The sequence below is a fragment of the Kribbella sp. NPDC049227 genome, from assembly GCF_043197265.1.
GTDB lineage: Bacteria > Actinomycetota > Actinomycetes > Propionibacteriales > Kribbellaceae > Kribbella.
Genome location: NZ_JBICST010000013.1, coordinates 25,291 through 37,877 on the forward strand (window position 1 = coordinate 25,291; position 12,587 = coordinate 37,877).

Genomic DNA, 12,587 nt, shown 5'->3' on the forward strand with positions numbered 1-12,587 from the left:
GTTCTCCCATCACTCAGGTACGAGTTCGAGAGGTCTACAGCATGACTGAGGCAGTGCAGGGCGGCATGGAGTGGGTGCCGCGGTTGGGGATGTTGGAGGTTCCGCGGCAGCGCGCGGAGCTGATCTGTGGGTTGTTCGGGTTGGCGGCGTGGGTGGCGGATCACCCGGAGCTGCCGATGCCGTGGGTGAGCGCGGTGATGATCCCGTGCGAGACCGGTTTTCAGCGTGACATCCGGGTGGTTGGTGATGTCGCCGAGGCCCTCGGTGTTGCTTCCGCGTTTGCTGCCGACGGCGCCTACGTGGCGCAGCGGCGGTTCGGTCCGGTGCAGGTGAAGTGCATCGTGCGTCCGGTCCCGCATGGTGCCGGCGAGCAGGAGTCGGCGCCCGGGGCGGGGGTGGCGCGATGAGCGAGAACGTGCGGCTGGATCTGGCGTGGCGGATGCACGACTCGGCTGCGGGGGCTATCGACCGGGCTGACACGAAGGCTGGTTTCGCTGCGACGGTCGAGACCGCCTTGGCTGCGGTTGTTCTGTCGCTGGTGTCGCAGTCAGACGGCGCGCCTGTGGCTGTCCGCGTTCTGTTCGGTGTCGCGCTGGCCGCGCTGGCGGTGGCGCTGGGTTGTGCGTTGCTGGTGGTTGTGCCGAGGCTGCAGCGTCCGGGCTACAAGCTCGTGGCGGGGGAGTTCCTGTATTTCGGCGCGGTCCGTCTGCGGTCGATTCGCGAGCTGCGCCGGCACATCGATCCCGAGGTGTACGGCGAGCTGGTCGCCGAGCCGTGGGAGGCGGTCAGCCACCACGCGAAGCGGCTGGCCGATATCGCCTGGGCCAAGCACCGCTGGTTGCGGATGTCGTTCGCGGCTGCGACTGCTGGTGTGCTGGTCGCGGTGGCCGGTGTGCTGATCGGGGGTGCGCGATGATGCGCCGGCCGACGCGGACCGAGGGTGTGATGGTGCCGCGGTTCACGGCGCTGATGGCGGCGCTGACCGCCGCCGGTATCGCGGCGCTCGCGTGGGGTCGGACCCCCGGCCTGACCGAGGTGGGTTACTGGGCCACGGCGAGCGGCGTCGTCGGCCTGGTGACAAGCGGCCTGTTGTTCTGGCGCCTGATGCACGGCGTCCTCATCGCCGCACCGTTGTGGGTCCTGCTCGCGGGCGCGGTCGCGCTGCGCCTGCATGCTCCTGGCGGAGCGGCGGGGTGGACGATCGGCGCCGGCGTACTGCTGCTGGTGACGCTGGGCCTGGTGGCGGTCAACCGCCCGGTCGGTGGCGGTCTCGCGGCAGCTGTGTGGCTGGCCTACGGCGGATTGCTGCTCCATGCGCTGCCGGGGTCAGTGCAGGCGTCGCAGCGCTGGTGGCTGCTGTTGCTGGCGGCAACGGTGGTGCTGTTCGCGACGGCGGGTTTCGCGTTGCGGTCGCGGTCCAGCTCGCGTGGCCTGCTGCGCCGCCTCGGTCGCGCGGGTCGGGTGACTGACGGGCTGGCGTCGGCGTGGGACGTGCACCGCAACGCGTCGGCGCGGATGCTGCGCCGCAAGGCCAGGCAGGTCCGGCCGTCGCTGGCTTCGGTGCCGGCGTGGAAGCGGCGGCTCGTGCCGCTGACGGAGCTGGGCACGACGGTCGCCACGGTCGGCTGGGTCAAGGTCCGCTCCAGCGCGGAGGACCACACGCTGACGGTGGCCGGGCCGCGCGCGGGCAAGACCGGCCTGGTGATGGGGCATCTGCTGGACGCCCCGGGGGCGGCGATCGTGACGTCGACCAAGACCGACGTGCTCGACATCACCCGCGGCCTGCGCGGTAGGCGTGGCCCGGTGTGGGTGTTCGACCCCGACGGCCTCACCTCGGATGGGTCCACGATCACCTTCGACCCGCTGATCGGGTGCAGCGACCCATCAGTGGCGATGGACCGCGCCTCGGACCTGCTCGACGGGGTCGGCGCCAAGTCCGATGACGCCGAGCACTGGCTGAACCTGGCCCGGCAGGCGCTGACCGCGTTGATGCACGCCGCCGCGCTCGGCCGCTACACGATGGCCGACGTGCAGCGCTGGGTCGCTCACCCCGACTCCGGCAAGGACGACGTGCTGTGGGAGCTGCGGGTCGCGAACGCGGTCGGGTTCGAGCAGCAGGCCATGCAGTTCTTCGACAACAACGAACGCACCCGCTCCAGCATCTCCACCACGATCATGCCCGCACTGTCCTGGTTGTCGGTGCCGGCCGCGGCGGCTGCCGCCGCACCCGGTGGGGTTGCGTTCGATGTGGAGCGGCTTCTGACCGAGACCGGCACCGTCTATCTGCTCGGTGCGGAAGACAAGAAGACCGCGCCTCTGGTCACCGCACTCACGGCACACATCGCCCGCTCGGCGCGCGCGATCGCCGTCAAGACGCCGGGGCGCCGGTTGGAGCCACAGCTGACGATGGTGCTGGACGAGGCCGCGCTGATCTGCCTGATCCCGCTCGATCGGTGGACCGGTGACTTCGGGTCCCGTGGGATCACGCTGCACATCGTGGCGCAGTCGCGGGCGCAGCTGCGGGAGCGGTTCGGGGAAGCCGCGACCGGTTCGCTGATGACGAACGTGACCACGAAGATCGTGCTGGCCGGCACCGCCGACGACGACGACCTTCAGTTCTGGTCGACGCTGTGCGGGGAGCGGCTGGAGCAGACCGCGACCAAGGACCGCACCACCGGCGGGGTGTCGATCAGCGACCGCCACGTCCCGGTCCTGACCCCGGGCCAGATCGCGCAGCTGCGCGCTGGGCAGGCGCTGATCATCACCCGCGGCATGCCGCCCGCGATCGGGCGGGTCAAGATGGCCTGGAAGCGACGCGATCTGCGCAGGGAACGGTTCCACAACCGCCCCGGCGTGCAGTGGACCACCCGCCAGTTGGCCGCGCTCGAGAACCGGGTCGGCGCAAGAGCGCTCACCGACGCCGCCTGGCTTCGCGACCAGATACTCGCCGGTGCCGACCGCGCGGGCGCGTGGCGCCAGCGGCTCACGGCGCCCGTCGTCCGCCGCATCGCTGCCCAGGTTGCCGCCGCGGTGACCTGGCTGGAGGCCACCGACCCGGCCCGCGAACTGATCGCCCGTTTCCGCCTGGCTGGCGCGATGCGCAAGGCCCGGATCGCGCTCGCGTCCCGCAAGGTGACGCGCGAGATCGGCGGACATCGGGACGATGCGGACCGGCGGGAGGTGAACCGATGACGGTCGAGTTCTTCCTCGGAACGCATCAGCCGGGCTGGCTACGGATCAGCAGCGTGCCGCTGTTCGTGTCCGATCGGAGGCTGCGCACCTACAAGACGTTGCCGACAGCAACGGCTCGGTGGGCGCTGGACTCCGGGGGCTTCACGGAGCTGTCAACCCATGGGTCGTGGGACCACGGGCCGACTCCGCGCGCGTACGCGGCCAGGGTCCGCCGCTACCGCGACGAGATCGGCCGGCTCGCCTGGGCAGCACCCCAAGACTGGATGTGCGAGCCCTGGATCCTGTCCAAGACAGGGATGAGCCTGCGCGAACACCAGGTCCGCACGGTCGACAACTACCTGCTGCTGCGATCGATCGCGCCGGAACTCCCGTTCGTGCCGGTGCTGCAAGGTTGGCGCCTCGAGGACTACCTCGCCTGCGCCAGCCTCTACACCGACGCCGGCGTCGACCTGGCCGCCGCGCCCGTTGTCGGCCTTGGCTCGGTGTGCCGCCGCCAGGCGACCGGTGAAGCCGTCGCGATCATCGGTGCGCTCCGTGCCGCCGGGATCACCCGCCTGCACGGATTCGGTTTCAAGGTCCTCGGGTTGCGGCGCTGCGGACATGCGCTCACATCGGCGGACTCCATGGCGTGGTCGATCGAGGCACGCCGGACGGCGCCGCTTCCCGGCTGCCGACACAAGAGCTGCGCGAACTGCCACACCTACGCCCAGCTGTGGCGGCACCGCGTCCTCGCCTCGATCCCGCGGCACGAACCGCTGACGCTGTTCGACGCCCCGTACGGCCCGTGGAACGACAGGGGAGTGGCCTGATGCGCTACGACGACGACAAGGACCCCGGCACCGCCGCGCTCGCGGCGGTCGCCGGCCTGGCCCGCTCGGTCGAGGCACTGACCCGGGACGTGGCCGCGATGAAGACCGGTCTTCAGCAGACCGCCTCAAAGACCGCCGTAGCGCGGCTGAATGACACCGTGGCGTCGCTGGGCAACACGGTCGCCTCGTTCGAGGACCTCCTGACACGACTCGCCGCCAAACCCAACAGCCGTGGCAATGCCGCCGGTTCCAGTGACGCCGAGCCGGTGTCGTGGCTGCGGCTGCCCGAGGACGACGAGTCCGCGGTACAGGCGGTGCTGAGCGAGCTGTTGCCGTGGATGGAGTCCACCTATCTGCGCTACGCCACCGGCGCGGAGTCGCTGCCGCCGTGCTGGCTGTGGCACCCCGAGATCGTCGAGGAACTGCTGTGGCTGATGGACGCCTGGACCGGCGCCTACCACGGCCCGGAGCCGTCGAACAAGCTCGTCGGTGACTGGCACGACCGGCAGCGGCCCGGTGTGGCCCGCCGGATCGGCGAGTACGCCCCGAGCTGTGACGTGCTCAAGCACCGCGACCCCGCAGGGCAGCCCGCCGTGGTCGTGCCGCTCGCGGCCGACGCGGACGAGTTCGTGACCTGGTGGACCACCAACCGCGACGCCAACGGCCCGGCGCCGACCGCGGAGCAGATCAAGGCCGGCCGCCCCCGCGGCGGCCTGACCGCCGTACCCGACACCGCTGGAGGCCAGCGATGACCACCCACCTGATCAACCTGCCCGACGTGTTCGACCAGGGCGCGGTGACGTGGCCGGTGATCGCCGCCGGCGCCACCGCCCTGCTGATCCTCGCCGCGACCGTGACGGCGCTGGTCTGGGCGACCCGTCGCGCCATCCGGGCTGTGGGTGCCGCGATCCAGGCCGGGCGGCTGACGACCCGGCGGGTGCTGATCGTGGTCGCGATCCTCGCCGCACTCGGCGTCGCCGGGATCGGCGGCGCACGGTCGTTCAGCGCCGTGTCGGACAAGTTCGACAGCAACCTGGTGCCGTTGGTTGCCGACGGCATGATCGTGGCCTGCACCGCCCTGCGACTCGCGGCCTTGACGCGCGGGTGGCGGATTCCGGGCGCGCTGGTCACGACGTATGTGTTCATCGGCGGCACGGTGTGGCTGAACATCGACACCGCCCACGGCATCGCCGACGCCGTCGCGCACGCGCTCGCGCCGCTGGCCTACGCGGTGCTGGTCGAGATGCTCGCCCACCTGCTGCGCCTGCACATGAAGCTCGCCCAGCCCGCCAAGCCGCGGCTGTCAGCGCTGACCTGGTTCACCTCCCCGGTGATCACCACCCGGGTGTGGCTGCACCTGTCCCGGACCGGCACCGACAACCCCACCGAGGCTCGGGCGCTCGTACAGCAGGTCGTGCGGATGGCCTCCCGGCTGGCGACGCTGTGCCCCAGCCACAAACTGTGGCCCTACGACGCCGCCCGCGGCGCCAGGACCGCGTGCCTGCACACCGTCCGCGACGGACTCCTGTCGGCCCGCCAGTTCGCGGCCCTGCTGCCCGCCGGCGGACGCCTCACCCCAGGCGAACTGCTCGCCCTGGTCGACTCCGCCGCTCTCGGCACGACCGACACCGGCCACCCGGATCAGGCCCCCGCCGGGGCCGCGGCACCGGCCAACGGTGCGGCCGACGGTGCACCGCAGTGGCTGGTCGCGTTCCTGCTCGGTGCACTACGCGCCGACACCACGACCGCACCGGTGCACCACGCGAGCCGCACCGCACCGGCCGCACCGGTGCACAACGACACCCCGACCGGTGCAGCCGCACCGGTGGAGGCACCGCACCGCACCGACGACGCGACCACCGACACCGGCGAGACGCACAAGGCCGCACCGCGCAAGGGATCGGGTCGCTCCGATGCCGAACTGCTCGACGCGGTGGTGCGGCACGCGGCCGAGCACGGCAGTGCGCCGCTTGGGCAGCGCGAGATCCGCCGCGCCACCGAGGAGGCCTTCGGACGGCCTGTCGGCTTCGGCCGCGCCAAGCGCCTCCAGGAACTCGCCGGATGGGCCGAAACCACCACCGACGGCGGCGACACCCCACCGCCGGTCCCGCAGGTCCATGGACAGCTCCAGCTCGTGACCGAGCCCGGCGAAACGACCCCCGAGAACGCCGTGCACGACAACGACGAGACCACGAAGTCCATCGAACTCGAAACGAGCAACAGCCGATGAGCACCCAGCACAAGAACTCAGCGACCAGCAGCCAACACATCAACGAACCCGCAGCGACGATCCAGCAGACGCCAGCAGACAACAGCAAGACCAAAGAACTCAGATCACACCTATGCATCACGATCAAATGGAGCCCTGACTCCGCTTCGCGTCGCCGGGTTCACGCGCCCGCTGCGCCGTGTCGGACGGGGGTCGCGGCATGGCGGTGATCAGCGTTCACAGTGGCCATCGCGCCGACTATCTGACCGGCGCGGTCGCGGCCGGGCGGGAGAACTACTACACCGGCGCGGTCGCGGCCGGCGAGCCGCCCGGCCGCTGGTTCGGCAAGGGCGCCGAGGCGCTCGGACTCTCGGGGGAGGTCGACACCCAGAACATGACCGCGCTGTATGAGCGGTTCATCGACCCGCGCGACGAGGGATTCCGTGACCCGGCACGGTGGGACGAGGCCGAGACACTCGGCCACACCGGCCGGGCGTACAAGAGCGAGGAGCAGGTGTTCGCCGATGCACTGGCCAAGGAGCCCGGTGCGGACGCAGAGCGCCGCGCCGAGCTGCGTGCACTGGCAGGCAAGTCGGTGCGCAAGAACGTCGCGTTTCACGATGCGACGTTCTCGGTGCAGAAGTCGGTGACGGTGCTGCACACGGCGTTCGAGGCCCAGGAGGTGCAGGCCCGCGGTGCGGTGCAGGCTGCGCGCGGTGCACTCGCGCAGGCGCACCGCACCGGTGATGCCGCCGCGGTGCACCGCTACACCCAAGCAGTGCACCGGGCCGAGACCGAGGCCGATTCGTGGGGGCAGTACCGGCAAGCGGTCGAGGATGCGATCTGGGCGGGCAACAACGCCGCGTTGTCGTATCTGCAAGACAAGGCCGGTTACACCCGCGTCGGTCACTGGGGCGGCGCCGCGGGCCGGTGGGACGACGCGCACGAGTGGACGGTCGCGTCGTTCTTCCAGCACGACTCCCGCGACCACGACCCGCAGCTGCACATCCACAACGCGATCCTGAACCGCGTGCAGGGCAGCGACGGCAAGTGGCGGACCGTCGACGGCGAGGCGCTGCACCGGTTCCAGCCCGCGGCCGGCGCGGTCGGCGAGCGGGTGATGGAGCACCACCTCTCGAAGGCGCTCGGGGTCCGGTTCGAGATGCGCCCGGACGGCAAATCGCGGGAGGTCGTTGGGATCGACCAGCCCGTGATGGACCTGTTCTCCTCGCGTCGCAAGGCGATCACGAAGAAGACCGCCGTGCTGGTGCGCGAGTTCGAGGCCCAGTTCGGGCGCGAGCCGAACAACCTCGAACTGACGCGGCTGTCGCAGACGGCCACGCTGGCGACCCGCAAGGCCAAGTCGCACGACGGCGAGACCGTGGCGGAACGGTTGCAGCGATGGGACCAGCAGTTGCGCGCCGAGGTCCGCGGGGGACTCGGCGAGGTCGCGCAGAACGTGCTCGCGACCACGGGCAAGCCGCCGGTGCCGCACACGTTCAACGAGACCAAGGTGCTGGACACGGCGTTGGCCGAGGTTCAGCGCAAGCAGGCCGAATGGGAGGCCCCAGACCTGACCCGCGAGATCAGCAACGCGCTGCCCGACGACCTTGGCGACCGGAGCCCTGCGGACATCGTGGAACTGCTCGACAAGCTCACCGAGCAGGGTCTGCGTAAGGCGGTCGTGCTGGCCGCCGAACGCCCAGGCGAGACGATGCTGCCCGCGGAGTTGCGGCTGGCCGACGGAACGTCGGCCTACCGGGCACCCGGCGGGACCCGCTACGCGACCGGCGACCACCTGAACGCCGAGCGGCAGCTGGCCCGCGCCGGCTACGCCCGCGGCGCCGCCCTCGTCCAGCCGCACCTGGCGAAGGAGTTCTGTCGCCAGCTCGCCGACGCGGGCCTGGAGCTCGGCGCGGATCAGGAGGCGGCGGTCCGGGGCATCCTCGCCTCCGGCGCGAAGGTCGAGACGCTGATCGGCCCGGCCGGAACGGGTAAGTCCCGCGTGGTCGGTGCGCTGGCGAAGGCGTGGGAGGACCCCGCGCTGTGGTTCGGGCAGCAGCACCGCATGATCGGACTCGCCGCGTCTCAGGTCGCGACCGAGGTCCTGGCCGCGGACGGGGCTACGGCTCGCAACATCACCCGCTGGCTGATGACCCAGCAGCGCATCGCCGACGGCACCGCCAGCCGCGAGGAGCGGGCGTGGCGGCTGCGCGACGGCGACCTGGTCGTCGTCGACGAGTCCGCGATGGCCGCCACCAGCGACCTCGCGGCCATCCACCGCCTGTGCGACGACGCCGGAGCCAAATTGCTGCTGGTTGGTGACCACCGCCAGCTCGCCGCGGTCGGCGCCGCCGGCGGCATGGAACTGGTGGCGTCCGGCGCCGTGACCCACCAGCTCACCGAGACCCGCAGATTCCGCGCCGAGTGGGAAGGCCCGGCGTCGCTGCGGCTTCGCGCCGGCGACCAGAGCGCGTTGGGGGAGTACCACAAGCAGGGCCGGATCCTGGACGGCGGAACTGTCGAGCGGGCGCAGCGCATCGCGGCCGACGCGTGGCTGGCCGACCACCTGAACGGGCTGCATTCGCTGCTGATCGTGGACACCAATGACCAAGCCGGCCAGGTCAGTGCGCAACTGCGCGCCAAACTTGTGGAGTACGGCAGGGTCGACGACACCGACACCGTCCTGCTGGCCCAGGGCACGCACGCCGGCGCAGGTGACCTGGTGCAGGCCCGACGCAACGACTGGGGACTCGCCAAGTACAAGGGCAACCGGCGCGCGGTGTTCAACCGCGACGAGTTCGAGGTGGTCGAGACCCGGCCCGACGGTGGCCTGCTGGTCGCGCCGCTGGAACGCGGCACCCGCCGACCCGTTGCGGAGGAGACGGTCGAACTGCCCGCGGCCTACGTGCGCGAGCACGTCGCGCTCGGCTACGCCGCGACCGTTCACTCGTCCCAAGGGCTCACCGTCGACACGGTGCACTCGGTCACCACCCAGAACACCTCGCTGTACGCGCTGTACGTGGCGATGACCCGGGGCCGGGTCGCGAACACGACCCACGTCGTCACCCAAGCTGTCGCCTCGACCGCCGAGGTCGGCGAAACCAAGCAGGCCGCCAAGCGGTCACCGCTGGCCGTGCTCGGCGCCGCGTTCGACCTGGACCGGCCGCAGATCTCCGCACTCCAAGCCCAGGCAGAGGCCGCAGCCGAAGCAGGCCACCTGCGCACACCGGCCGAGCTGCTCACCGACGGCATCGCCGTCGCCACCGCGGGGCGCTGTGCACAGTGGCTCGACGAGCTGACCGAACAAGGCCTGCTCACCGACACCCAGCGCGCCAAACTCGCTGCCGAGGACGGCGCCGGAACCCTCGCGACGCTGCTGCGCCGCGCCGAGCTGGCAGGTCACGACCCGCGCCAGGTACTGACCGATGCGGTCAGTGCCCGGACCTTGACCGACGCACGCCGCCTGTCGCACGTGCTGCACGACCGCATCACCAAGACCACCCGGCTCGACCCGGCCGGCGACACCCACGCCGCGTGGGTGCCCCAACTCGAGGACCAGGCGTGGACCAACTACCTCCACGAACTGGCCGCCGAGGCCGACCAGCGAGCCACCGCTGCCGCTGAGCAGCTCGCGCTCGACCCGCCCCGGTGGGCGACCGAGGCGTTCGGGTCCCCGCCGGGCGAGGCCGGTGGGCGCGCTGACTGGGTTGCGCGTGCTGCGGTCGTGGTGGCTCACCGCGAACTCGCCGACGTGACCGCCGACGACACAGCGCTCGGACCGGCCCCGAAGCCGGGCCAGGTCGAGGCCTACGCCGCCTGGCGCGCCGCGTGGCGGGCACTCGGGCGCTCCGACACCGACCGCGCCGAGGTCGAGATGTCGAACGGACAGCTGCGGGTCCGGGTCCGCGCCTACGAACGCGAGCGGGCGTGGGCGCCACCGTCGGTCGCCGAAGAACTCGCCGGGACCAGGCAGCAGGCCGACAACCTGCGCCGCACCGCGACGCTGCGCACAGCCGAGGCCGACGCCACCAGCGACCACGACACCGCGACAAGACTGCGTGCTGAAGCCTCCGAGGCCACCGCGCTCGCCCAGGCCCTCGACATCCGCGCGGGCGAGCTCGCGATCACCGACCAGGCCCGCGCCGAGTGGTACGCCCACACCGCTGCGACCCGCGAGGCGGCCCGCCGCGCCGCCGAGGAACTCAAGGAACGCGGGATCGACAACACCGACGACGGCCACACCGCCGACGAGTGGCTGGCCGCCCACCGCAACCAGGAGCGGCTCGAGGACGACCACCGCCAGGTCACCGCAGAACACGAACTCGCCGACATCGCGCAACAACGCGAAACCGACCTCACCGCCGACCGCACCCACGGCACTGGACCGGTCGCCGAGCAGGACGAATCCGTCAAAGAGCAGCCAGCCAGGCAGGCCGGCGGGAGCGAGGCCGCGAGCAGCGAGACGGCCGCTGAGACCCTCGTTGCCGACGACAACAACACCAGGTCGCGGACCGACGTCGAAGTTGCTGCCGTCGATCGTGACGTGCTGGAGAGCCACGCGCCCGCCGACGTTCGCCAGGTCGCCGCGACCGAGGAACGGATCACCGAAGCCGACACCCCGCGGGTGCCGAGCGCAGACGAAACCGCCGAAGCCGTCCGCCGTGCCCAGCGGGCACTGATCGAGATCCAGCACCGCCGAGCCGACGAAGAACACCAGGCCAACGCCGAAGCCGAGGCCCGGGCCGACGAACTCGCCCGCTGGCACACCGACGACGCCACCGCCGAGGAGGTGAAGACCGCCGCGGCGGACAAGGCGCCATCGGCGCAAGCCGCCGAGGAGTCCGGGCCGGTGATGGAAGTCGGTCGCTACGACGACTGACCGCGTGTAGTTCAGGCTCTGCCGCCCCCTGGCGGGCGGGAGAGCACCTCGGCCTCCGGCCGGGCACGGAAAGCCCTTCTGTGGCTGGGGTTGGTGGGCGGCTAGCGGACCAGGTCCCCTCCACCCAAGTTGGTTCCGGCAGTTCTCACCTGGAGGACAAACCGCGTCCACCAGCTGACAACGACCGAAACCAACTTGGGCGGAGCCTCTGACCCGGCCCGCTGTGCGGCAGTAGCCGGCAGGCCCCAAAAGAACGGGGCTGCCGCCAACACAAGCCCACCAGCGACAAGGGAGCCACACCAGATGCCAGACACCACCACCGGTGAGCACCGCGACACCACACCGATCGAGCAGCCCTACCGCGACGGCATGTTCATCAGCACCTGCGGCTGCGGCGCCGACTTCCCCGGCCGCGACGGAGACGAAGCCGACTACCTCCTGGTCGAGCACATCCACAGCGCCACCGATCTCGCCACCAGCCCCGCGAACTGACCACCGAGCTCGGGGAGGGCCGTGGTGAAGGACCACGCACCCACGGCGCCTCCCCGCACCAACCACGAGAAGGGTTGAGACACCGATGACGACGATGACTGACCTGTTCTGCGGCGCCGGGGGATCCAGCACCGGGGCCGTGCAGGTGCCGGGAGTTACGGTGAAGCTGGCCGCGAACCACTGGGACCTGGCCGTCGAGACGCACAACAGCAACCACCCGACCACCGACCACGACTGCGCGGACCTGTCCCAGGTCGAGCCGCGCCGCTACCCGCGCACCGACATTCTGTGGGCGTCGCCGGAATGCACCAACCACTCCCAGGCCAAAGGCAAGAAGCGCAACTCGGCCGCGATGCCCGACCTGTTCGGGGACACGCTGCCGGACGAGGCAGCCGAGCGGTCGCGGGCCACGATGTGGGATGTCGTGCGGTTCGCCGAGCACCACCGCTACGACGCGATCGTCGTGGAAAACGTGGTGGACGCGGCGCTGTGGGTGCTGTGGCCGGCGTGGCGCTCGGGCCTGGACGCCCTCGGCTACTGCGTGCACGTGGTCTACCTCAACAGCATGCATGCGCAGGCCGGTGGCCTTCCGGCGCCACAGTCACGCGACCGGCTCTACGTCGTGGCACACCTGCGCAAGACGAGCTGCCCGGACCTGAACCGGTGGACCCGGCCGAAGGCCTGGTGCGTGGGCTGCGGCCAGCTGGTGCGGGCGATGCAGGCGTGGAAAAAGCCGGAGCGGACCTGGGGCCGCTACCGCGCGCAGTATGTGTGGCGCTGCCCGAACGTGGCCTGCCGTAACCAGGTCGTGGAGCCGGGATGGCTCCCGGCGGCGGCCGCGATCGACTGGAGCCTGACCGGCGTACGGATCGGGGACCGGTCCCGGCCGCTGGCCGACAAGACCATGGCCCGCATCCGCGCCGGACTCGAGCGGTACGTGAGGCCGGAGTTGCTGGTGCCGGTCGAGGGCCGCGACGGCAAGAGCGCCGCTCCGCTGTCGGAG

At 71.2% G+C, this 12,587-nt stretch carries 9 protein-coding genes; all 9 read left to right on the top strand.

Translation table 11 applies throughout. The features are described from left to right. The first annotated feature begins 41 nt into the window (after window positions 1-41). Window positions 42-407 (top strand): hypothetical protein, encoded by a 366-nt coding sequence (locus ACGFH6_RS44210; protein ID WP_393397283.1) that lies wholly within the window; start codon window positions 42-44, stop codon window positions 405-407. Beyond that, window positions 404-916, top strand: coding sequence for a Pycsar system effector family protein (locus tag ACGFH6_RS44215; RefSeq protein ID WP_393397286.1), 513 nt, complete (start codon window positions 404-406; stop codon window positions 914-916). Before ACGFH6_RS44210 ends, ACGFH6_RS44215 begins: the two co-directional genes overlap by 4 nt. Beyond that, window positions 916-3,192, top strand: a complete 2,277-nt coding sequence (locus tag ACGFH6_RS44220; protein WP_393397289.1) for a type IV secretory system conjugative DNA transfer family protein — start codon at window positions 916-918, stop codon at window positions 3,190-3,192. The genes ACGFH6_RS44215 and ACGFH6_RS44220 overlap by 1 nt, the downstream gene beginning before the upstream one ends. Then, window positions 3,189-4,001 (top strand): hypothetical protein, encoded by an 813-nt coding sequence (locus tag ACGFH6_RS44225; protein ID WP_393397292.1) that lies wholly within the window; start codon window positions 3,189-3,191, stop codon window positions 3,999-4,001. Before ACGFH6_RS44220 ends, ACGFH6_RS44225 begins: the two co-directional genes overlap by 4 nt. Continuing rightward, entirely contained in the window at window positions 4,001-4,753 is a 753-nt protein-coding gene (locus ACGFH6_RS44230) for a hypothetical protein (protein WP_393397295.1), read from the top strand. Before ACGFH6_RS44225 ends, ACGFH6_RS44230 begins: the two co-directional genes overlap by 1 nt. Further along, entirely contained in the window at window positions 4,750-6,231 is a 1,482-nt protein-coding gene (locus tag ACGFH6_RS44235; RefSeq protein WP_393397298.1) for a DUF2637 domain-containing protein, read from the top strand. Before ACGFH6_RS44230 ends, ACGFH6_RS44235 begins: the two co-directional genes overlap by 4 nt. Window positions 6,232-6,430: 199 nt before the next feature. After that, complete coding sequence (gene mobF, locus ACGFH6_RS44240) at window positions 6,431-11,092, top strand: MobF family relaxase (RefSeq protein ID WP_393397301.1); 4,662 nt, start codon at window positions 6,431-6,433, stop codon at window positions 11,090-11,092. Window positions 11,093-11,395: 303 nt separating this feature from the next. Further along, entirely contained in the window at window positions 11,396-11,584 is a 189-nt protein-coding gene (locus ACGFH6_RS44245; protein ID WP_393397304.1) for a hypothetical protein, read from the top strand. A gap of 85 nt (window positions 11,585-11,669) precedes the next feature. Continuing rightward, the coding region (locus tag ACGFH6_RS44250; RefSeq protein WP_393397307.1) for a DNA cytosine methyltransferase at window positions 11,670-12,587 on the top strand (918 nt) is incomplete at its 3' end.

Excerpts from the sequence above, each read along its gene's own strand:
- ACGFH6_RS44210 (WP_393397283.1), top strand. The coding sequence starts at position 42 with ATGACTGAGGCAGTGCAGGGCGGCATGGAGTGGGTGCCGCGGTTGGGG.
- ACGFH6_RS44215 (WP_393397286.1), top strand. The coding sequence starts at position 404 with ATGAGCGAGAACGTGCGGCTGGATCTGGCGTGGCGGATGCACGACTCG.
- ACGFH6_RS44220 (WP_393397289.1), top strand. The coding sequence starts at position 916 with ATGCGCCGGCCGACGCGGACCGAGGGTGTGATGGTGCCGCGGTTCACG.
- ACGFH6_RS44225 (WP_393397292.1), top strand. The coding sequence starts at position 3,189 with ATGACGGTCGAGTTCTTCCTCGGAACGCATCAGCCGGGCTGGCTACGG.
- ACGFH6_RS44230 (WP_393397295.1), top strand. The coding sequence starts at position 4,001 with ATGCGCTACGACGACGACAAGGACCCCGGCACCGCCGCGCTCGCGGCG.
- ACGFH6_RS44235 (WP_393397298.1), top strand. The coding sequence starts at position 4,750 with ATGACCACCCACCTGATCAACCTGCCCGACGTGTTCGACCAGGGCGCG.
- mobF (WP_393397301.1), top strand. The coding sequence starts at position 6,431 with ATGGCGGTGATCAGCGTTCACAGTGGCCATCGCGCCGACTATCTGACC.
- ACGFH6_RS44245 (WP_393397304.1), top strand. The coding sequence starts at position 11,396 with ATGCCAGACACCACCACCGGTGAGCACCGCGACACCACACCGATCGAG.